This is a genomic window from Paraburkholderia bannensis, from assembly GCF_014200455.1.
GTDB lineage: Bacteria > Pseudomonadota > Gammaproteobacteria > Burkholderiales > Burkholderiaceae > Paraburkholderia > Paraburkholderia bannensis_A.
The window spans coordinates 29296-49757 of the sequence record NZ_JACHBW010000033.1 but is presented as its reverse complement, the minus strand read 5'-3'; the positions used below and the strand labels follow the sequence as shown (position 1 = coordinate 49757).

At 62.4% G+C, this 20462-nt stretch carries 20 protein-coding genes; 13 read left to right on the top strand and 7 right to left on the bottom strand.

The window, feature by feature from the left end; genetic code table 11:
* Positions 1–355: 355 nt before the first annotated feature.
* Positions 356–646, bottom strand: a complete 291-nt coding sequence (locus F4827_RS33005; RefSeq protein ID WP_183732835.1) for a DUF1330 domain-containing protein — start codon at positions 644–646, stop codon at positions 356–358.
* Positions 643–1320 carry a GntR family transcriptional regulator gene (locus F4827_RS33000; RefSeq protein WP_183732851.1) on the bottom strand — a complete coding sequence of 226 codons (678 nt, stop codon included), beginning with the start codon at positions 1318–1320 and terminating at the stop codon, positions 643–645. Before F4827_RS33000 ends, F4827_RS33005 begins: the two co-directional genes overlap by 4 nt.
* A gap of 80 nt (positions 1321–1400) precedes the next feature.
* Between F4827_RS33000 and F4827_RS32995 the strand changes: the two genes are divergently transcribed.
* The 8 genes from F4827_RS32995 (at position 1401) to F4827_RS32960 (ending at position 9442) form a co-directional block, all read left to right on the top strand.
* A complete protein-coding gene (locus F4827_RS32995; RefSeq protein ID WP_183732832.1) occupies positions 1401–2003 on the top strand; it encodes an amino acid synthesis family protein in 603 nt (200 codons plus the stop codon).
* The gene (locus F4827_RS32990; protein WP_183732829.1) at positions 1972–2826 is read left to right on the top strand and encodes an alpha/beta fold hydrolase; all 855 of its coding nucleotides are present in this window, start codon (positions 1972–1974) and stop codon (positions 2824–2826) included. The genes F4827_RS32995 and F4827_RS32990 overlap by 32 nt, the downstream gene beginning before the upstream one ends.
* Position 2827: 1 nt before the next feature.
* Positions 2828–3775, top strand: a complete 948-nt coding sequence (locus F4827_RS32985; protein WP_183732825.1) for a flavin reductase — start codon at positions 2828–2830, stop codon at positions 3773–3775.
* Between the two features lie 11 nt (positions 3776–3786).
* Positions 3787–4824 (top strand): LLM class flavin-dependent oxidoreductase, encoded by a 1038-nt coding sequence (locus tag F4827_RS32980; protein ID WP_183732822.1) that lies wholly within the window; start codon positions 3787–3789, stop codon positions 4822–4824.
* Between the two features lie 12 nt (positions 4825–4836).
* Complete coding sequence (locus F4827_RS32975; RefSeq protein WP_183732819.1) at positions 4837–6306, top strand: aldehyde dehydrogenase; 1470 nt, start codon at positions 4837–4839, stop codon at positions 6304–6306.
* Between the two features lie 107 nt (positions 6307–6413).
* Positions 6414–7829: a cytosine permease gene (locus F4827_RS32970; protein ID WP_260175534.1), complete on the top strand. Its 1416-nt coding sequence runs from the start codon at positions 6414–6416 to the stop codon at positions 7827–7829.
* Between the two features lie 106 nt (positions 7830–7935).
* On the top strand, positions 7936–8469 hold the full coding sequence (locus F4827_RS32965) for a GNAT family N-acetyltransferase (RefSeq protein WP_183732816.1): 534 nt from the start codon (positions 7936–7938) through the stop codon (positions 8467–8469).
* Positions 8470–8548: 79 nt separating this feature from the next.
* Entirely contained in the window at positions 8549–9442 is an 894-nt protein-coding gene (locus F4827_RS32960; protein WP_183732813.1) for a class I SAM-dependent methyltransferase, read from the top strand.
* Between the two features lie 85 nt (positions 9443–9527).
* Here the strand turns inward: F4827_RS32960 and F4827_RS32955 are convergent, their stop codons facing one another.
* From F4827_RS32955 to leuC, 4 genes are all read right to left on the bottom strand, one after another.
* The gene (locus F4827_RS32955) at positions 9528–10856 is read right to left on the bottom strand and encodes a leucine-rich repeat-containing protein kinase family protein (RefSeq protein ID WP_311675137.1); all 1329 of its coding nucleotides are present in this window, start codon (positions 10854–10856) and stop codon (positions 9528–9530) included.
* Positions 10857–10926: 70 nt separating this feature from the next.
* Positions 10927–12264, bottom strand: a complete 1338-nt coding sequence (locus tag F4827_RS32950) for an MFS transporter (protein WP_183732807.1) — start codon at positions 12262–12264, stop codon at positions 10927–10929.
* Between the two features lie 86 nt (positions 12265–12350).
* On the bottom strand, positions 12351–12989 hold the full coding sequence (leuD, locus tag F4827_RS32945) for a 3-isopropylmalate dehydratase small subunit (RefSeq protein WP_183732804.1): 639 nt from the start codon (positions 12987–12989) through the stop codon (positions 12351–12353).
* The gene (gene leuC / locus F4827_RS32940) at positions 12982–14394 is read right to left on the bottom strand and encodes a 3-isopropylmalate dehydratase large subunit (RefSeq protein WP_183732802.1); all 1413 of its coding nucleotides are present in this window, start codon (positions 14392–14394) and stop codon (positions 12982–12984) included. Before leuC ends, leuD begins: the two co-directional genes overlap by 8 nt.
* A gap of 115 nt (positions 14395–14509) precedes the next feature.
* Here leuC and F4827_RS32935 point away from each other — a divergent pair, with 115 nt between their 5' ends.
* Together F4827_RS32935 and F4827_RS32930 are read left to right on the top strand one after the other, a co-directional pair.
* Positions 14510–15412, top strand: coding sequence for a LysR family transcriptional regulator (locus tag F4827_RS32935; protein ID WP_183732800.1), 903 nt, complete (start codon positions 14510–14512; stop codon positions 15410–15412).
* A gap of 66 nt (positions 15413–15478) precedes the next feature.
* Complete coding sequence (locus F4827_RS32930; RefSeq protein ID WP_183732798.1) at positions 15479–16102, top strand: glutathione S-transferase family protein; 624 nt, start codon at positions 15479–15481, stop codon at positions 16100–16102.
* 76 nt (positions 16103–16178) lie between these two features.
* Here F4827_RS32930 and F4827_RS32925 read toward each other — a convergent pair whose 3' ends face one another.
* Positions 16179–17105, bottom strand: a complete 927-nt coding sequence (locus F4827_RS32925; RefSeq protein WP_183732796.1) for a YncE family protein — start codon at positions 17103–17105, stop codon at positions 16179–16181.
* Between the two features lie 361 nt (positions 17106–17466).
* On the opposite strand from F4827_RS32925, the gene zwf reads away from it, so the two are divergent.
* The 3 genes from zwf to F4827_RS32910 are packed head-to-tail and all read left to right on the top strand — an operon-like array spanning position 17467 to position 20427.
* Entirely contained in the window at positions 17467–19092 is a 1626-nt protein-coding gene (gene zwf / locus F4827_RS32920; protein ID WP_183732794.1) for a glucose-6-phosphate dehydrogenase, read from the top strand.
* Positions 19093–19114: 22 nt separating this feature from the next.
* Positions 19115–19972 carry an ROK family protein gene (locus F4827_RS32915; RefSeq protein ID WP_409258892.1) on the top strand — a complete coding sequence of 286 codons (858 nt, stop codon included), beginning with the start codon at positions 19115–19117 and terminating at the stop codon, positions 19970–19972.
* Positions 19973–20004: 32 nt separating this feature from the next.
* A complete protein-coding gene (locus tag F4827_RS32910) occupies positions 20005–20427 on the top strand; it encodes a GNAT family N-acetyltransferase (RefSeq protein ID WP_183732791.1) in 423 nt (140 codons plus the stop codon).
* The last annotated feature ends 35 nt before the right edge of the window (positions 20428–20462 follow it).

Sequence of the window (20462 nt, the reverse complement as noted above, 5' to 3'; positions counted from 1 at the left end):
TTCACCAGCATCAGCGTCTGGCCGTACATCGTCGCCACGGAGAGCTTGTGCGGGCGAATCGTCGGCAGATCGACGAGGCGGGTTTCGATGCGTTCGATTTTTGTTGTATTCATTTGGATTGCAAACTAGATCGCTTCCATCGAGTGGGAAACTAGCGGTCGATGGGAATGCATAACGTCTCGGCATGACAAATTAGCGATGGCTCTCGCATCTGTCAAATCAATCATATATGCGAGGTATTATCCATTAGATGGATATCATTGACGATTCGCGGCGGGGGAATGTCTATGGCGGGGCGTAGCGGAACCAACGCGCGGGGACATTGCATCCCCGCGTTTTCACTTCAGCCAGTCGATCAGCCCGGCAAACCTTCGACAATCGTAATCTGGGCGGTGCTATACCCTTCGCGCTTCGCCCTGGCCGCCTGATATTCGGGCGAGTGATAGCAGGCCAGCGCGGTCTCCATGTCCTTGAACTGGATCACGACATGGCGCTGGAACGCTGCGCCTTCCAGCACCTCATACGCGCCGCCGCGCGCCAGAAATACCGCGCCGTACTTCTTGAAAGCCTCCGGCGCGGCGTCCGTATAGCCCTTGTACTTGTCGGCGTCGAGCACCGTCACGTGAGCGATCCAGTATGCCGTCATGATTTCTCCTTTTCGTTCTCAAGAATGCGTTGTGCAATGGCGGCCGCTTCGCTGATATGTGCATGCACGGCCAGTTTCGCCAGCTCCGGATCGCGCTGTTCGCAAATCGCGCGACAGATTTTATCGATACGCTGGTATCCGGTTTCACTACGTCGGGTCGATTTCATCGTCATGGCGCGCAGACGGCTGATACGGCCATTGAGCCGCTGCACGACTTCCCACGCGACGCTCTGCCCCGCGACCGCAAAAATCTTCTCATACAGCTTCGACGACAGATTGACGATCGCATTCACGTCGTCGCCGCTGAACGCCGCCTTGAATTCAGCCAGCAGGGCCTGGAGCTCAAGCGCGGTCTCCGGCGTCAGATTCTGCGTGCAGGACGCCACCGCGCCCTGCTCCAGCACCATGCGGATCTGATAGATCTGCGCGGCCACGTCCCAACTCAACGTCGATACGGTCGGCCCCTTGCCCGTGACGGTTTCGACGAGGCCTTCCGCCTCCAGATAGCGCATCACCTCGCGCACGACCGATCGGCTCACGCCCATCTCTTCACACAGGCTGCGTTCGACCAACCGCTTTCCCGCCGGGAAATAGCCGCTGATGATCGCATTTCGCAGCTTGTTCAAGGACAGTTCGCGCAGCGTCACCGGCGGATTTTCAATAGTCAGATTCATTTCAGGGTTAACACTCATGGCATGCCGTACTATGGTATACCAAACTATCAACCACAATCAACGCACCCAAGGAATGCGCCATGAGCCTGATTCGCAAGTCCATCCTCCATGTCGAAACCGTCTTCGTCGACGGCGACAAGGACGCCGCCAAGCCGCTGAAGCTGATTGGCGCGGTTGCCGTCATCAAAAACCCGTGGGCGGGCCGTGGCTATGTGGAGGACCTCTCGCCGGAAATCCGCGAACTCGCGCCGCAGTTGAGCGCCCATCTGACCAAACTGATCATCGATGAAGCCGGTTCGGGCGAAGCGGTGGAAGCGTTCGGCAAGAGCGCGATCGTCGGTCTGGACGGCGAACTGGAACACGCATCGGCGCTGATCCACACGCTGCATTTCGGCAATAAGTACCGTTCGGCGGTGGGCGCGAAGTCGTATCTGGCGTTCAACAACACGCGCGGCCCGGCCAATGCGCCGCTGCTCATTCCGATGATGGACAAGAACGACGAAGGCCGTCGCTCGCACTACCTGACGCTGCAATTCGCCATCCCCGATGCGCCCGCAGCCGATGAAATCGTCATCGCCATCGGCGGCGCAACGGGTGGCCGTCCGCATCACCGCATCGGCGATCGCTACCAAGACCTCGCAGAGCTCGGAAATGACGTCAAGAACCCTGCAGCTGTCCGATAAGCGCGTCGCGCACTACCTCGAACAAGGTAGTGGCGAGCCGCTCGTCCTGATTCACGGCGTAGGCATGCAGGCGCATGCGTGGTATCCGCAGATCGACGACCTGTCGCGCGATTTCCGCGTGATTGCAGTCGATATGCCGGGCCACGGCCAGAGCGCCCCGCTCGCCGCCGGTGCGGGTCTCCAGCAGTTCGTGGCGTGGGCGATTGCTTTTATCGAGGCGCTGCACGCCGGTCCCGTGAATCTGGCGGGCCACTCGATGGGTTCGCTGATCGCCGCAGGCGTGGCCGTCACGCGGCCAGATCTGGTCAAACGCGTGGCAGTCCTGAACGGCGTGTATCGCCGCACGCCCGAGGCGCGCGAAGCCGTGTTGCGGCGCGCCGCCGAACTGCGCTCCGGCACCATCGACGTGCAAACGCCGCTCAAGCGCTGGTTCAACGCCGAAGAAGCGCAGCAGATCGCCGCGCATAAGGTGGAATCGTGGCTGAAGTCGGTCGATCTCGCGGGCTACGCCACGGCGTATACGGCTTTCGCGAAGGGCGACGAAGTCTACGCCGACGGCTGGCACGACATCGCCTGCCCGGCGCTCGTGCTGACCGGCTCGGACGATCCGAACTCCACGCCCGAGATGGCGAACCAGATGGCCGCCGCCGCGCACAATGGCCGCGCCGTGGTGATCGAAGACGAGCGCCACATGGTGAACCTGACCGCGCCGGAAGCCGTCAATCGCGCCTTGCGCGACTGGTTGGCGGTTGCAACGCAGATCGAAGCGCACATCGAAGCACAGACCGAAGCGCCGGTTGAACCCTTGAAGTCGGAAGTCTGATATGAGCCAAGAGACCGTTCCCACGACCGCACCCGTGCTTGCTCCGATCAATACGCGAGAACTTCGCGACGCATTCGGCGCCTTCATGACCGGCGTGACCATCGTGACCACCTCGCGCGACGATGGCCAGCCGCTCGGCTTTACCGCGAATTCGTTCTCGTCGGTGTCGCTTGATCCCGCCCTGCTGCTGGTGAGCATTGCGAAGACTTCGAGCAACTATCAGACGTTTTCGAGCACGCGCCACTTCGCGATCAATATCCTCGCGGAAGGACAAAAGGATCTGTCCAACACCTTCGCCCGTCCCAGCGAAGACCGTTTCGCCAACGTGAACTGGAATCTGAGCACGAATGACAACCCGCTGCTCGCCGATGTGAGCGCGTGGTTCGACTGCACCACGCACGCCGTGATCGATGCGGGCGACCACGCCCTGCTGGTCGGCAAGGTCGAGGCGTTCCATTCAGCGGGCTTCGCGGGCCTGGGCTACTACCGCGGCGGCTATTTCACGCCGGCCAAGGTGTCGGCCGAAGTGATCGCCGGGCCGAAGGTGATCGTCAGCGCCATCATCGCGCGCGACGACAAGGTCCTGCTGACCCGCACCGCCGATAACAAATGGGGCCTGCCGTCGAAAGAAATCGGCAAGGAAGGCGCGGACAAGGCGCTCGCCGAACTGTTCGACAAATATCAGCCCGATGCCTCTGCAAGCTTTATTTATTCGGCTTATAACAACACCGAAACCCATTACCAGTACATCTCTTTCCTCTGCAGCGCGCCCGATGAAGCGGCGGTGTCGGGAGATTTCGTGAGCCTCGACGAGATCGAGCCGGATCAGTTCCAGGACAGCGCAACGGCCAGCATGCTGCAGCGCTATCGCAAGGAGAGCCAGCTCAAGAGCTACGGTATGTACTACGGCGACCACAGCAACGGCACGGTCCGCCCGCTTCTTTCCTGAAAGGTCCCACCATGCGTTTTTCGCTTTTCGTTCACATGGAGCGCGTCTCCGACCAGACCAGTCAAAAGCAGCTGTATGACGAAATGGTCGAGCTGTGCCAGATCGCGGATCGTGGCGGCATGCATGCCGTCTGGACCGGCGAGCATCACGGCATGAACTTCACGATCGCGCCGAATCCCTTCCTCAACCTCGTGGATCTCGCAAGCAAGACGAAGAACGTGCGTCTGGGCACCGGCACGGTGATCGCGCCGTTCTGGCACCCGATCAAGCTCGCCGGCGAAGCCGCGATGACCGACATCATCACGGGCGGCCGTCTGGATCTGGGCATTGCGCGCGGCGCCTATTCGTTCGAATATGAACGTCTGATGCCGGGCCTCGACGCGTGGGGCGCGGGCCAGCGCATGCGCGAACTGATTCCCGCCGTGAAAAAGCTCTGGGAAGGCGACTACGCGCACGAAGGCGAGTTCTGGCAATTTCCCTCGACGACGTCCGCGCCGCAACCGCTGCAGCAGCCGCATCCGCCGATCTGGGTGGCCGCGCGCGATCCGAACAGCCACGAATTCGCGGTCTCGAACGGCTGCAACGTGCAGGTCACCCCGCTGCATTTCGGCGACGAAGAAGTCGAAAAACTGGTGGGCCACTTCAATGCCGCCTGCGAGAAGTTCAGCGACGTGCCGCGCCCGCAGATCATGCTGCTGCGCCACACCTATGTGGCCAGCAACGAAGACGATGCACAGGTGGCTGCGCAAGAAGTGAACGCGTTCTACAACTACTTCGGCGCGTGGTTCAAGAACGAGCGTCCGGTCAGCCAGGGCATGATCAAGCCGCTCACGAAGGAAGAAATGGATGCCCATCCGTTCTATACGCCGCAGGCGATGCGCAAGAACAATGTGATCGGCACACCTGAAGAAGTGATCGGCCGTCTGAAGGCTTACGAAGCGCTGGGCTTCGACGAGTATTCTTTCTGGATCGACACCGGCATGAGCTTCGAGCGCAAGAAAGCCTCGCTCGAACGCATGATCAACGACGTGATGCCTGCGTTCAGGTAAGGGACGGATTCCATGAGTGTTCAGTTCCAGCTGTATATCGACGGGCAGTTCGAGCCGGGCGCCGCCAGCTTCGGCAGCATCAATCCGGCCACCGGCAAGGTGTGGGCGCAGATGCCCGAAGCCCGCACCGGCGAGGTCAACCGCGCCGTGGCCGCCGCCCGCCGCGCCTTGAACGATCCTGCGTGGGCGGGGCTCACCGCATCGGCGCGCGGCAAGCTGCTGCACAAGCTCGCCGATCTGGTGGAAAAGGCTGCGCCGCGTCTGGCTGAAATTGAAACGCACGATACCGGCAAGATCATCCGCGAGACGTCGAGCCAGATCGCCTATGTGGCCGAGTACTACCGCTACTACGCGGGTATCGCCGACAAACTCGAAGGCAGCCATATTCCGGTCGACAAGCCCGATATGCAGGTGTGGCTCGAACGTCAGCCCGTGGGCGTGGTGGCCGCGATCGTGCCGTGGAATAGCCAGTTGTTTCTTTCGGCGGTGAAAGTCGGTCCGGCACTGGCCGCCGGTTGCACGGTGGTCCTCAAGGCCTCCGAGGAAGCGCCCGGCCCGCTGCTCGAATTCGCGAGGCTGGTTCACGAAGCGGGCTTCCCTGCCGGCGTCGTGAACGTGATTACCGGTTTCGCGCCGGAATGCGGCGCGGTGCTCAGCAGCCATCCCGATGTCGATAAAGTTGCCTTTACGGGCGGCCCGGAAACGGCGCGGCATATCGTTGCGAACACATCGAAAAACCTCGCCAGGGTCTCGCTGGAACTGGGCGGCAAATCGCCGTTCATCGTATTCGCCGATACCGATATCCAGAGCGCGGTGAATGCGCAGGTTGCGGCTATTTTCGCGGCCAGCGGTCAAAGCTGCGTGGCGGGCTCGCGCCTGCTGGTGGAAGCGTCGGTGAAAGAGCAGTTTCTTTCGATGCTGGTCGAACGCGTGTCGCGCATTCAGGTGGGCGCACCTGACGATCTGGCCACGGAATATGGCCCGCTGTGTACGGAGCGCCAGCTTCGCCACATCGAAAAGATCGTGGCGAACTCCGTGAATCAGGGCGCGAAAGTGCTCGCGGGCGGCAAGGCGCTCGATCGCGACGGCTTTTACTTTGCGCCAACCATCATCGACTGCACCGGCGTGGAAAACGCGGACAGCATCACCACCGAACTGTTCGGCCCGGTGCTTTCCGTGGACACCTTCTCCACCGAGCAGGAAGCGATCGAAAAAGCCAACAGCACGGCTTATGGCCTGGCAGCAGGCATCTTCACGACCAACCTCACGCGTGCGCATCGTGTCTCGAAGCGCGTGCGCTCCGGCATCGTGTGGATCAATACCTATCGCGCGGTTTCGCCGCTGGTGCCGTTCGGCGGCTTTGGCCTCTCGGGTCACGGACGCGAAGGCGGCATGAGCGCCGCGCTCGAATACACGACCACGAAATCGGTCTGGCTGCGCACCTCGGACGAACCGATCAGCGATCCGTTCGTGATGCGCTAGACGCTAAACAATCGGCTTGCGCGCCGATAACACCATAGCCGTAGACGCCACGCGTCGTCGCACCCTGCGTGTGCGGTGACACGTGGACTGGCAATAAAGTTGGAGACATGATGACAAACCCGGCGAACGATAACAGCGTTCTGACCATCGAAAGCAACTCGATCGAATATGTTGCACCGGAGAATCGACACGGCAAGCCCGCCGATCTGTTCACGCTGTGGTTCTGCACGAATGTGGCGCCGCTCGCGGTGATTTCCGGCGCAACATCGGTACTGATTTTCCACCTCGATCTGGTGAGCGCGATTCTCGCAATCGCCGCCGGCCAGTTTTTTGGCGCGATCTTTCATGCCCTCACGTCGGCGCAAGGCCCGCTCGTGGGTGTGCCGCAGATGATTCAAAGCCGTGCGCAATTCGGGCGTTACGGTTCCTTGCTGGTGGTGGGCTTCACCACGCTGATCTATCTCGGGTTCTTCGTTTCCAACATCATTCTCGCGGGCAAAACGCTGCACACCGCCGCGCCTTTCGTGCCTGTCCATGTTGGCACCGTGCTGGGCGCGGTGCTCGCCACGCTGGTTGGCGTGATCGGCTATCACTTCATTCACCGCTTCAACAAGATTGGCGCGTGGTTCATGGGCGGCGCGCTGGTGGTGGGCATGGTCATGCTGATCCCCAGCCTCGACGCGAGCGCGTTCCATCAAGGCCATTTCGATCTCGCCAACTGGTTTGCGATGTTCGGGCTGTGCGCCGTGTGGCAGATCAGTTTCGCCCCCTACACGTCCGATTATTCGCGCTATATGCCCGCCACCACGGGCTTTGCGAAGACGTTCGCCTTTACCTACTTCGGCACCTCGCTGGGCACGATTTTCGCGTTCCTGTTCGGCGTGCTGGCTGTGAGCACCGGCCACGCCACCGATGCGATGGAAGCGATCCGCACGCAAACCGGCGCATTCGGCTATGTGCTGATCGGCCTCTTTCTGATCAACATCATCGGCCACAACGGCATGAATCTCTACGGCGGCGTGCTCTCCATCATCACCGCCGCGCAGACCTTCCGCCCTCACTGGGTACCGGGGCGCCAGGTGCGCATCCTCGTATCGGCCTTGTTGCTGGTTGCCTCCACCGTCACCGCGCTGTGGGCGTCGAGCAACTTCATCGCGATCTTCCTCACGGCGATCTTCGCGATGCGCATCGTGCTCGCACCGTGGATCGCCATCAATCTGGTCGACTTCTATCTGATCAATCACCGCCGCTACCGCGTGTCGGAAATCATCAGCAGCAATGGCGGCATGTATGGCTCGGTGAATATCAAGGCGCTTGCGATTTACGTCTTTGGTATTGCGATTCAGGTGCCGTTCATGGAAGAAAGCTTTTTCCACGGCCCCTGGGCATCGATCCTGGGCGGCGCGGATGTGTCGTGGATGGTGGGCCTGGTTGCAACCGCACTGACTTACTACGTGCTGGCGTCGAAAAGCGGTTCACCCGCCCGGTGCCATTCGCCGGCCGCTGCGCAAGCGTCCGAATAACTGACGTAACAGCGGCACTCAAAACGGCAGCCTCTTTTGCGAGGCTGCCGTTTATTTTTTTAGCGCGGTTGTAGAATCGCCGGGAATCCTCAAACGCCCCTGGCTCATGCTCACCATCCGCTACCCAACCCTGAACGATGCCGATGCGCTTCTCGCATTCGAAATCGATAATCGCGCTTACTTCGAGCACTGGATCAACGCTCGCCCCGCGGACTATTACAGTCTTGACGCCGTGCGCGCCGCGATCGCCGCAGCGCAAGCCGATATCGCCAAAGACCGCGCTTACCCATACCTCGTCTGTTCCGGCGACGCGATTGTCGGCAGAGTGAATCTCGTCGATGTGACACGGCCGTATTTCAACCGCGCGACGCTGGGCTATCGCATCGGCCAAGCGTTCGCGGGACAAGGCTACGCATCAAGAGCGGTCGCCCTCGCGCTGGAAGCGGCTACGGGCGATTTGCGTTTATCGCGCATTGAAGCCGTCGTGCGGCCTCAAAACGCCGGATCGACGCGCGTGCTCGAACGCAACGGCTTTCGCGCCTTTGGCCGCGCCACCCGCTGCATGTATTTCCAGGGCGAGTGGCACGACCTCATCCACTACGAGCGGCATCTGCACGCCCCGCCCCCTCCGCCACCGTGACTCGGCATACGATGCCCGGCCAGCGTGAATGCCGATAACCGGGTATCGTGTGGTCTATTCAAAACCCGCGTCCTCGCTCATGAACCCGATCCCACGTCATCGAGTCCCCGCACGAAATAGTTTGAAGCGCGCTGCCGCCATCGCCACGGCGTCCTTCACACTCTTCGCCGCCGGTTGCGCGACGAACACGCAACAAGCCGCACAGCCGGCACAAACGCCGGCCGCGAGTGCAAGTTCGCTCGACGCGGCAATCGCCGGTCCGCAGCGAAGCGAGCGCGCCAAAGCTCGCGATGTTTATCGGCATCCGAAAGAGACCTTACAGTTCTTCGGCGTGGAGCCGACGCAAACGGTATTGGAAATTGCGCCGGGCGGCGGCTGGTATACGGATATCCTCGCGCCCTGGCTGCATGACCACGGCCACCTCGTCGAAGCCCATTACATCAGCACGTCGCCGCAGCTTGCCGCCGAAGATCGCGATACCGACGCGGCCTTTTTGCGCAAGCTCGCCGCCAGCCCGGCGCTCTATGGCAATGTCAAGGTGGGCAGCTTGCACGCCGGGCAGTTCAATGGCTTCGACGCGCACGAACAGTTCGACCGCGTGCTCACGTTCCGCAATATCCACAACTGGATCAAGGACGGCCAGATCGACGACAACCTGCGTGCGTTCTGGCTTGCGCTAAAACCGGGTGGCGTGCTTGGCGTGGAAGAGCATCGCGCGAAGCGCGGCGCGACGGTGCAACAGATGATCGACTCCGGGTATGTGACGGAGGATTACGTTATCGAGCACGCGCAGGCAGCGGGTTTCGTGCTGGCCGGGCGCAGCGAGATCAATGCCAATCCGAAGGACACCAAAGATTATCCGAACGGCGTCTGGTCGCTGCCACCCACGTACCAGGGCGGCGAAGTCGATCGCGCTAAGTTTGCGGCGATTGGGGAGTCGGACCGGATGACTTTGAGGTTTATCAAGCCGTAGGGCGCTCGCATTGCGGAAGGCAGCCGTCGTTCGCGCGACGGCCAGAGCAGATCGCCATGCGGGCCGGTCGGCTCTTCCGGCAGCCTTAGATCAGCGTGTCAAGCCGCCCGATAATCTCGTCGAACGACGGGCGCGCTTCGACACGCTCGCCCAGACAGTCGCGCGCCAACGCCGCGAGCGCGGCAGTGTGGGTGCCGGAAGCCGTAATCGCACGCTCAGCCAGTTCTTCCAGCAGACACCCAAACGCCCGCACCTCGATGCGCTCGAACGCGCGTGCCCGCGTGTGATCGCCGGCATCATGGAACGACGCCGCTCCGAAGTCGCCGAGCAACGCGTGCCCCGCCCCGTCGTGCAGGATGTTGTGCGCGTAGAGATCGCCGTGCATGATGCCGCGCCGATGCAGATGCGCCGCTGCCGATGCGATGCCGCGCGCCACACCCAGGGCCGCCGTCCAGTCGAAGCGCACGTCGTCCGCGTAGACGTCGCGCGTACACGAATCGAGACTGGGCGGCCCAGCCAGGTTATGGAATGCGGGATCGATCAGCGCCATCGCGAGACCCTGTTCGTCCAGCGGATGCCCGGCGATGCGCCCCAGCACGGGAATGAGGTTGGGATGCGGGCCTGCGTTCAGACAAGCCGCCATTTCCAGGTCCGGCAAGCCATCGCTCGTCACCGCTCCCTTGAACAGCTTGACGGCAAGCGCCTGGGCCGGATGGCCGTCCTTGAGCAGCCGCGTCGCGCGATGAATCACGCCCGAGGCGCCCTCGCCCAACGTCTGTCCAAGCGCGAGCGTATGCCAGTCGATATCGGGCACGCTCGACTGCATGGTGGCCGCCTGCTCGCGCGCCGCATTGAACGGATTGCCCGCATAGGCGAGCCATGAAAGCCGCGGCAGGGCCAGCAGCCAGTCGGGCAAGGCATCGAATTGATTCGCCGAAATCCGCAGCAATTCGAGCCTGCTGCAGGCGGCCATCGTTTCGGGCAAGGCGCGCAGACGGTTGCCCGCCAGCATCAGCTTTTGCAGATGAGGCCGCGCGCCGATTTCCGGCGGCAGCGTCTCGACGTCGTTATCGGTCAGAATCAGCCAGCGCAGCTGCGGTGGCAACGCGCTCGCGGGAACATGGCGAATACGGTTCGACTTGAAACCGACCATGCTCAGCGCGGCGCACTCGCCCAGCATCGGCGGCAATTCGGTAAAGGGATTCTGCGAAGCGAACAGGATGCGCAGGCGCTTCAGACGCGGCAGATCGTCGGGCAGCGACGTCAGCGCGTTGCCGGACAGGTCCAGCACCTCCAGCGTGTCGGCGAGGTCGAAAATCTCGCGCGGGAATCCGGTCAAGCCGCAGGCGAGCTTGAGTTGGCGCGCGCCGGCGAGTTGCCCAGCGCGCAGTTGGTCGAGAGTGGCGGTCGTCACGCTGGAATGGCTCTGACAAAAGTTAAGTGCGATGAAACTGCGGATCATCGCCATTCTAGCGGGATCGCCCTCAGCGTTGAGCCACGGCGCGCTCCTGCGGGCCCTGCCGGCCGCGTTGGCGCGCCCCGAACAGATACGCCAGCAGCGCCGAAACAAACAGCGTCGCGCTCACGAAGTACAGGCCCAGCGAATAGTCGCCGCCGACGTCGCGCAGTTTGCCGATCACCATCGGTCCGATGGTGCCGCCCAGCAGGCTGCCCATCGCGTTGATGAGCGCGATACCCGCGGCAGCAGCCGAGCCGCTGAGGAACTGCGTCGGCATGCTCCAGAGTGGCGGCTTGGCCGCGTTGATGCCGAAGTTTGCAATCGATAGCCCGACCAGCAGCATGACCGCGCTCGACGCATAGCCGGACATCAGCATGCCGATTCCCGCCGCGAGACAGGCAATCGCCACATGCAGACGGCGCTCGCCGGTACGATCGGAATTGCGCGCCCACAGCACCATCGTGACCACCGCAAAGAGGTTCGGGATGGCGTTGACGAAGCCCAGTTCGACATAGCTGAAACCAAAGCGATGGATGATCATCGGCGCCCAGATGCCGATGGCGTAGAGTCCCGCCGAGGTGCCCGCGTAGACAAGCGCGAGCAGCAGCACGCGCGGGTCTTTCACGGCGCTCCATACGCTTGAGCGGCTTTGCGCCGCCCGGGCGTCACGCTCGCGCTGCATTTCGGCGGCAAGCCAGTTGCGTTCGGCGGGGGCGAGCCAATGTGCCTGTTCCGGCCGATCCATCAGATAGAAGTACGAAACGATGCCCAGCAGTACGGTGGGCGCACCCTCGACCAGAAAGAGCCATTGCCAGCCGTGCAGATGCGCGAAGCCCTCCAGCGTCATCAGCGCGCCCGAAATCGGCGAGCCGATCATATTGGCAAGCGGCGCGGCCGTCATGAACATCGCCGTGACGAAGGCGCGGTGGCGCGCTGGAAACCAGTAGCTCAGATACAGGATGATGCCGGGGAAAAAGCCCGCTTCCGCGAGTCCCAGCACGAGGCGCAGACCGTAGAAACTGTAAGGCCCGCTCGCGAATGCGGTCGCCGCCGACAGCGCGCCCCACATCACCATCAGGAACGCGATCCAGCGGCGCGCGCCCACGCGTTGCAAGGCGAGGTTGGACGGCATGCCCGCCGCGATATAGCCCACGAAAAAGATGCCTGCGCCCACGCCGAACATCGCCTGTGTCAAGCCGATGTCGCGATTCATCGTGAGGCCCGCAAAGCCTACGTTGACGCGATTCAGAAAACTCAGGAAATACAGGACGATGATGAACGGCGTGATGCGTCGCGATACCCGCCGCACGACGCGGGTTTCCAGCGCGGCGTCATCCTCCGCGCGAACCGAGGCTATGCTCATGTTTGTCTCCTGCCGCGCCGCGCGTGAATATCACGGACACGGACGGCTTTCGTTATGGGAATGAGGTGGAGTTTTAAAGCACGTTTTCAGCGATGTTGCTGCTGCGCTGGTAAATCGATACGGCACCACGGGCGCGCGCGCGCGTGTTCTGCTTCGAAGGCTGCGATCCTGTCCGCGTCGCGCAAGGTCATGCGGACCATGTCCAGCCCTTCCACCAGCATCTGCTTCTGGCGCGTGGGCAAGGAGAACGCATAGCGCTGACCTGCAGGGGTCAAGACCACTTCGTTTTCCACATCGATCGTGACACTCTTTTCAGGGCTGTTTTCAAGTTCGGCAACCAGCGCCTCGACTTGTTCAAGCGGCAACGTCACCACCAGCAAGCGGTTATTGCTGGCGTTGAAGTAGAAAATCTCGCCGTAACTGGGCGCGATCACCGCTTCGAAGCCTGCCTGCTGCAAACCCCACACGGCATGCTCGCGGCTGGACCCACAGCCGAAATTCGATCCGGCCACGAGGATCTTCGCACCCGCGTATTGCGGCTGATTGAGCACGAAGCGCTCGCGCGGCTGGCCCTGTGCGTCATAGCGCAGATCGTAGAGCACGCCCTGGGCAAGCCCCGATTTGTCGATGCCAAGCAGGAATTGCTTCGGCATGATCTGGTCGGTGTCGAGATTGTTGAGCGGCAACGGCGCTGCCGTGCCCGAGATTGCGAACGGCCTAGCCATGCTGCAACTCCTTGCGAACGTCGACGATACGGCCCGCCAGCGCGGCGGCGGCGGCCATCGCGGGACTCATCAGATGGGTGCGTGCGCCGCGCCCCTGGCGGCCCTCGAAATTGCGGTTGGTGGTTGAGGCGCAGCGCTGCCCCGACGAGAGCACGTCGTCGTTCATCGCCAGGCACATCGAACAACCGGGCTGACGCCACTCGAAACCTGCGTCGATCAGCGTTTGCGCCACGCCTTCGCGTTCGGCCTGTTCGCGCACGCGGCCCGAACCCGGCACCACCATAGCACGCACCGTTTGCGCCACCTTGCGCCCGCGCACGATCGCGGCCACCGCGCGCAGATCCTCGATGCGTGCGTTGGTGCAGGAGCCGATAAAGACGTGATCGACCGCGAGGCCATCGATCGCCTGGCCCGCGTCGAGTCCCATGTAGTCGAGCGCCTTGCGCGCGTTGCTGCGTTCGAGCGCATCGGCGGCGAGCGCGGGAATGCGTGCGTTGACGGCAATGGCCTGATCGGGGCTGGTGCCCCAGGTCACGAAAGGCGCGACCTCGCCCGCATCGAAGCGGTGCGTGACGTCGAACGTTGCGTGCGCATCCGATTTCATCTGTTTCCACTGCACGGCGAACGCTTCAATCTGCTCCCGCGTAAAGCCCTGAATGCGTTCGCTCACGTATTGCACGCTGATATCGTCCGGCGCGATCAGCGCGCCGCGCGCGCCCGCCTCGACGGTCATATTGCACAGCGTCATGCGTGCTTCCGCCGAAAGCGCCGCAATGGCCGCACCGGTGTACTCGACCACGAAACCACGCGCGCCCTGCGCGCCGATTTTCGAAATGATGTAGAGCACGAGATCTTTCGAGGTGGTGCCGTCCGGCAACGCGCCATCGACATGAATGCGCATGTCCTGCGCCACGCGATAGACGAGCGTTTGCGTCGCCAGCACATGCTCCACTTCCGAGGTGCCGATGCCAAAGCCCAGCGCGCCCAGCGCCCCGTAAGTGGTCGTGTGGCTGTCGCCGCACAGCACCACCATGCCCGGACGAATCAGGCCGATTTCCGGCGCGACCACGTGTTCGATGCCCTGTTCGCGATCGGTGACGTCGAACAGATGAATGCCGTGTTTCTGGCAGTTGCGCGTGAAATTAGCGGCCTGATGCGCGGCCGCGTCGATCATGATGGTGCGCTTTTGCGCGGCTACCGGGTGCGTGGGAATCACATGATCCACCACGCCCATCTGCTTTTCGGGGCGGCGCACGCCCAGCCCCTTCGCATCCAGCGCGCCGAAAGCCTGCGGGCTGGTGTACTCGTTCATGATGTGCAGATCGGCGTAAAGCGCGACGTGCTGATCGTCGATGCGGAAGACCGTGTGGTCCCTTGTGATCTTCTGGTAAAGCGTCTGTCCCATCGTTTCCTCCAGGCTCCGGACAAAGGCCTGTCCGGATCGTTTGCGCTAGTGTAATTGGGCGGTCCACGCATTAAAATGGATCACAACTAAAGCCACTCTTAAATCTAATTTAATAATGGACCCGATCTCCGACCTCGACTTCTTTGCCCGACTGGTCACGCAAGGCAGCCTTTCCGCGCTCGCGCGCGACATGGGCGTGACGCCGCCGGCCATCAGCACGCGTCTGAGCCAGATCGAGAGGCGTCTGGGCGTGAAGCTGTTGAACCGCACCACGCGGCGGCTCGCGATCACGCAGGAAGGCGAGTTGTATCTGTCCACCGGCACAAAGCTGCTGGAGCAGGTGCAGGAGCTTGAGCGCCTTGTTTCCAGCAGCCGCGATAAACCGCAAGGATTACTGAAGGTCAATGCCACTTTCGGCTTTGGCAGGCGTCACATTGTCCCGGCGCTATCGGCGTTTCGCCGCCAGCATCCCGAGGTAGAGGTGCAGCTCGATCTCACCGACCGGCCGATGAATCTGGCCGAGCAAGGCTACGACGTCGGCATCCGCTTTGGCGACCTGCCGGATCAGCGCGTGGTCGGCAAGAAGATCGCGAGCAACCGGCGGGTTGTGTGCGCCTCGCCTGCTTTTCTCGCGCAGCATGGCGTGCCGAAAACGCCCGCCGAGTTGCGCGCGCTCGACTGCATCGTGCTGCGCGAGAACGACACCGCCTATGGCACCTGGCATTTCACCAAGGGCAAGCGCCACGAACTCGTGAAAGTCCATGGTGTGATGAGCAGCAATGACGGCGAGGCGACGTTGCGATGGGCGCTGGATGGTCACGGCATCGTCGTGCGCTCCGAGTGGGACGTGCAGCCCTATGTTCATGCGCGCAAGCTCACGCGCCTGCTCGCCGACTGGTCGTTGCCCGCCGCCGATATTTACGCGGTGTATCCGGAACGCCTGAATCTGTCCGCGAAGGTGCGGGTCTTTGTGGAGTTCGTGGCGGCGTATCTCAAGCAGCATGAAGCAACAGCGTGACGTCGCGCTTGCGCCCGGAACGTGAACGCGCGATTATCGACACCCCGCCCTCACCACGCTCGCGCCATGATCGAAATTCTCGGCAAGACCTCGTCCATCAACGTCCGCAAGGTGCTGTGGACCTGCGCCGAACTGAATCTGCCCTTCACGCGCGAAGACTGGGGAACGGGTTTCCGCTCGACGCAGGCGCCCGAGTTCATCGCCCTGAATCCGAACGCGCTCGTGCCCGTCATCAGGGACGGCGATTTCGTGCTGTGGGAATCGAATTCGATCATCCGCTATCTGGCCGGGCGCTATGACGGCGAGGCGCTCTATCCCTCCGATCCGTTCGCGCGCGCCCGTGTCGATCAATGGATGGACTGGCAGGCCACCGATCTGAACCGCTCGTGGAGTTATGCGTTTCTCGCCCTGGTACGGCAGTCGGCGGCGCATCAGGATGCGCAGGAAATCGAAAAGTCGATCGCGCAATGGACGCACAATATGCGCATTCTCGATGCGCGTTTGCAGGAGACCGGCGCCTTCGTTGCGGGCGCAAGCTTCTCGCTGGCCGATATTCCGGTTGGATTGTCGGTGAACCGCTGGCTCGGCACGCCGTTCGAGAAGCCAGAGCTGGCAGGCGTGAGCGCCTATATGGAGCGACTGGGCAAGCGCGCGGGCGCGGCGAGTTATGCCAATAGTTCGCTGACCTGACACACCGTTGCGGAACTGCCCGGCGCGACCGCCCGGTGCGACTTCGCTGCCGGGCAGTCAAACGAGGATCGCCTGGCTAATCGATGTAATCGATACCCGTGAGCGGCCCTAGATGCGCGACCGTCGTGAAATGCGACGTTTCCTTGGTGTCGATATTCAGTTCGCGCACATTGCCGCCCAGATCGGTCACGAACGCACGGCGGCCACGCGCGTCGAGCGACACGCCAATCCCTTCCTTCAGCTCGCGCGCCAGCACCTCGTGCCCCACCAGCCCTTCGGGGGTAATCCGCGCGCGATTGAGCGTATTACCGTCGTGCGCGTCGTCGCCGCGATCGGTCCAGTAGAGCACGCCGTTGGCGTGATCGATATCGAGGTCGATCGGCTCGGGCAGATCGGCCAGCAGACATTCGATATCGGGGCGCTGGGCGGGATGCGCGCCCGCAGGCAAGTCGATGCCCGCGCGGAAGATGCGGCCCTGGCCGGCATCGGGCGGCCCCTTCTGGGTCCAGTAGACATGGCCGTTGGCCTTGTCCAGCGCGATGCCCACGCAGTGGCGCGTGGCGTCTTCGGTATCCGCGGGGAAATTGCCGGTCACCACCAGTTCCGTCACTTCGCTGCCGTCCAGGCGCGCGCGCATTACGCGCATGCCTTCGCGGTCGCACCAGTAGAGGTGGCCGCTTTCCTTGTCTAGCACGAGTTCCTTGGGCGTGCCGGCCAGCCCGGATGGCACCAGCACTTCGTGGGCGCTGCCGTCCAGATTCGCGCGCTCGATCGTGCCGTCGTTGGGCGGCACCGCGCCCGAGGCCGGATCGCCGTCGATCAGATGAATGCCGGTGCCCATGTTGGTCCAGTACACCACCTCGCTCTCGGCGTCGACCTTGATGCCGTCGGGCGTGCGCGTGAGGTTGGCGAGCACCACTTCGTGCGAGCCGTCCGGCCACAGGGCGATGATTGCCGGGGGACGGGCCTGCAGGACATAGAGCGTTGCTTGCTTCGTTGCCATCGTTTTGCCTCCATCTGGTCAAGATAACAGTCGCCTGATTGCTGCTTTCCGGTTGCTTGCTTACCGCTGGATTCGTCCCAAAGACGCGCGAAAGATCGAGCGCTTTGCGAGAGGCTACCTCAGCTTGCGATACAGCTCCGTGAACCTTGCCAACAAGCCCGGCGCAATCGCTGCGGTGCACCAGAACGAGGCGTTTCAGGCAGTTTTCAGGTATTTCGGCTTACGCGGATTTACAGAAAGCCTACGTTCACGAACCCTCACACAAGGAACCACACGACCCTGCGCGTTGTCATTCAAGGTATCGATTTTGCTGATTGCCGCAGGTCAACTCTTATTCGAAACGGATAGCCGAAGCGAAATCATGCCTACGAAAACTGCGAATGCGTCTGCCGATGCCTCCCCCGCCGCGCGCGCCAGCGCCAAGGTGCCTGTCCATGCCCATGACGGGTCCGCGTCCTCGGCGGCGCCTGCCGGCAAACATCGCGCCCCGCCCTGCACGCTGGTGATCTTCGGCGCGGGCGGCGATCTGACCAAACGTCTGCTGATGCCCGCGCTCTACAACCTCGCCGTCGATGGCCTGCTCGACGACGGCATGCGCATCATCGGCGTCAATCATGGCGAGCGCGAAACCCAGCAATGGCGCGATGATCTGCACAGCGCGCTCGAACAGTTCGCCGCCGACAAGGCCAGCACCTTCCACGCAGGCAAGCTGGACGACCACGCCTGGAACTGGGTCGCGCAACGCCTCGACTATCAGGCGGGCGAATTCGAGGACGACGCGCTCTATCAAAACCTCGCCAAAACACTCTCCGGCTCGGGCCCGACGAAAGCAAACGTCGTGTTTTATCTCGCCGTGGGCGCGCGCTTTTTCAAGCCGATCATCGAACGGCTGGGTAGAGCGGGCCTGCTAAAAGAAGACGAAGGCGAAGGCGCCGCCTTCCGGCGCATCGTGATTGAAAAACCGTTTGGCAGCGATCTCGCCTCCGCGCGCGATCTCAACCGGCATCTGCTGGATTTCGCGCGGGAATCGCAGATCTATCGCATCGACCATTTTCTCGGCAAGGACACCGTGCAGAGCATTCTGGCGGTGCGATTTGCCAATGCGCTATTCGAGCCGATCTGGCGGCGCGAGTACATCGACAGCGTGCAGATCACGGCCGCCGAGGTGATCGGCGTGGAGGGACGCGGCAGCTTCTACGAGCAGACCGGCGCGTTTCGCGACATGGTGCCGAACCATCTGTTCCAGTTGCTCGGCATGATCGCAATGGAGCCGCCCAATTCGTTCGACGCCGAAGCGGTGCGTGACAAGAAGGCCGAAATCTTCGATGCGCTCAAGCCGCTCACGCCGCAAGACGTGGTATTCGGCCAGTATGAGCAAGGACCGCAAGGTGTGGCCTATCGCGACGAACCCAACGTTGCGAAAGACAGCAGTACGGAAACTTATGCCGCCGCGCGCGTCTATATCGACAACTGGCGCTGGGCGGGCGTGCCGTTCTATCTGCGCACCGGCAAGCGGCTATCGGCGCGGCGTACCGAGATTTCGGTGCAACTCAGGAGCGTGCCGTTCCGCCTCTTTCGCGATACGCCTGTCGATGCCTTGACGCCGAATGTGCTCACGCTGCGCATCGATCCCTCGCACGGTACGAGCTTCGATTTCAACGTCAAGACGCCAGGACCGGTGATGGAAATTGGCGCGGTGCGCTCGTCGTTCGACTATGACGACTTCTTCGCGCAGCACGCCAACGTGGGCTACGAAACGCTGCTCTACGACTGCATGCTGGGCGACGCCACGCTGTTCCAGCGCGCCGATAGCATCGAAGCCAGCTGGGCCGCCGTGGACGGCGTGCTGCATCCCGAGAATGGCGAAGCGGTGCCTGTGCATGGCTACGCATCGGGCAGCGCGGGTCCCCGCGAGGCCGATGCACTACTCGCGCAGGACGGCCGCGCATGGCGTACGCTTACGCCATCAGAACCTAAAAAGTCGTAAATCCAGCACGGAGGAGCCTGTGATCACAAAAAAGAGCGCTAAAACCACTACACGCGCGAAAACCAGCACGAAAGCGACGCCAACGCGCAGCGCGAAAAAGACTGCCGCGCCGAAGATCGAAAACATCCTTGCCATCGATATCGGCGGCACGGGCCTCAAAGCGGCCATCGTCGATGCGCAAGGCCACATGCTGACCGAACGCGTGCGCGTGTCCACGCCGCATCCCTGCCCGCCCGCACTGCTGGTCGATACGCTACATACGCTGGTCGCGCCGCTTGTCGATCAATATTCGCCTGCGCGTGTTTCGATCGGCTTTCCCGGCTTCGTACGCAATAACCATGTGCTGACCGCGCCGCATCTGGGCCTGCAAGGCTGGAGCGACGTGCCGCTTGCGCAAATGCTGGGCGAGCGGCTGGGCATAGACTCCGTGCGCATGATCAACGATGCGGAAATGCAGGGCTTCGCCGCCATCGAAGGCCACGGTCTGGAGTTCGTGCTGACGCTGGGCACGGGCGCGGGCACGGCGCTGTTTCGCGACGGCGAATTGATGCCGCATCTGGAACTGGCGCATCATCCGGTCAGCAAAAAACACGCGTACGACGAATATATCGGCGACGCCGCGCGCCGCAAAGCGGGCAACAAGCGCTGGAATCGACGCGTGGAGAAGGTGATCGGCATTCTCGAATCGCTGGTTCATTACGACAGGCTGTGGATCGGCGGCGGCAATGCCGAACGGCTCGCGTTCGATCTGCCGCCCAACGTGGCGACGGTGCCGAACGATCGCGGTATCGAGGGCGGCGCGCGACTCTGGCATCCGCTTTCGATACGCGAGACGCGGCAGCTTCCCGAAGCGACGCAAAAGAGCGGCGCGTTCAGTTGAACGATCCGTTAAGCGTTCCGGGAGAGAGGAACGTGACGATACGGCCGGCCGCGCTTGAGGATCGGCCCGCATTGCGCGAACTGTTCCTGCACACCCGGCGCGCAACCTTCTTCTGGCAGACCGCCGGCTCCTTCCGGCCAGGCGATTTCGATACCCAGACCCAAGGTGAAGACGTGCTGGTGGCGCTCGAAGCCGGCACGGATCTCACCGGTTTCATTTCGATCTGGAGACCTGATCGTTTTATCCATCACCTCTTCGTGCTGCCGTCACGCCAGCGGCAAGGCATAGGACCGGCCTTGCTGCGCGCGTTGCCGAATTGGCGCGTCGAGCGCTATCGCCTCAAATGTCTCACGCGCAACGCGGCCGCGCTGGCGTTCTATCGAGCACAGGGCTTCACGCCCATCGATGCGGGCGTGTCGGAAGACGGCGCGTATCTGCTGCTCGAATCCCGTTGAAGGCCCGGAACGCGTGGAGTGCTACTCGACGCCTG

Bases quoted from the DNA above. Each gene is read 5' to 3' on its own strand.
- F4827_RS33005 (WP_183732835.1), bottom strand. From the start codon at position 646: ATGACGGCATACTGGATCGCTCACGTGACGGTGCTCGACGCCGACAAG.
- F4827_RS33000 (WP_183732851.1), bottom strand. From the start codon at position 1,320: ATGAATCTGACTATTGAAAATCCGCCGGTGACGCTGCGCGAACTGTCC.
- F4827_RS32995 (WP_183732832.1), top strand. From the start codon at position 1,401: ATGAGCCTGATTCGCAAGTCCATCCTCCATGTCGAAACCGTCTTCGTC.
- F4827_RS32990 (WP_183732829.1), top strand. From the start codon at position 1,972: ATGACGTCAAGAACCCTGCAGCTGTCCGATAAGCGCGTCGCGCACTAC.
- F4827_RS32985 (WP_183732825.1), top strand. From the start codon at position 2,828: ATGAGCCAAGAGACCGTTCCCACGACCGCACCCGTGCTTGCTCCGATC.
- F4827_RS32980 (WP_183732822.1), top strand. From the start codon at position 3,787: ATGCGTTTTTCGCTTTTCGTTCACATGGAGCGCGTCTCCGACCAGACC.
- F4827_RS32975 (WP_183732819.1), top strand. From the start codon at position 4,837: ATGAGTGTTCAGTTCCAGCTGTATATCGACGGGCAGTTCGAGCCGGGC.
- F4827_RS32970 (WP_260175534.1), top strand. From the start codon at position 6,414: ATGATGACAAACCCGGCGAACGATAACAGCGTTCTGACCATCGAAAGC.
- F4827_RS32965 (WP_183732816.1), top strand. From the start codon at position 7,936: ATGCTCACCATCCGCTACCCAACCCTGAACGATGCCGATGCGCTTCTC.
- F4827_RS32960 (WP_183732813.1), top strand. From the start codon at position 8,549: ATGAACCCGATCCCACGTCATCGAGTCCCCGCACGAAATAGTTTGAAG.
- F4827_RS32950 (WP_183732807.1), bottom strand. From the start codon at position 12,264: ATGAGCATAGCCTCGGTTCGCGCGGAGGATGACGCCGCGCTGGAAACC.
- leuD (WP_183732804.1), bottom strand. From the start codon at position 12,989: ATGGCTAGGCCGTTCGCAATCTCGGGCACGGCAGCGCCGTTGCCGCTC.
- leuC (WP_183732802.1), bottom strand. From the start codon at position 14,394: ATGGGACAGACGCTTTACCAGAAGATCACAAGGGACCACACGGTCTTC.
- F4827_RS32935 (WP_183732800.1), top strand. From the start codon at position 14,510: ATGGACCCGATCTCCGACCTCGACTTCTTTGCCCGACTGGTCACGCAA.
- F4827_RS32930 (WP_183732798.1), top strand. From the start codon at position 15,479: ATGATCGAAATTCTCGGCAAGACCTCGTCCATCAACGTCCGCAAGGTG.
- F4827_RS32925 (WP_183732796.1), bottom strand. From the start codon at position 17,105: ATGGCAACGAAGCAAGCAACGCTCTATGTCCTGCAGGCCCGTCCCCCG.
- zwf (WP_183732794.1), top strand. From the start codon at position 17,467: ATGCCTACGAAAACTGCGAATGCGTCTGCCGATGCCTCCCCCGCCGCG.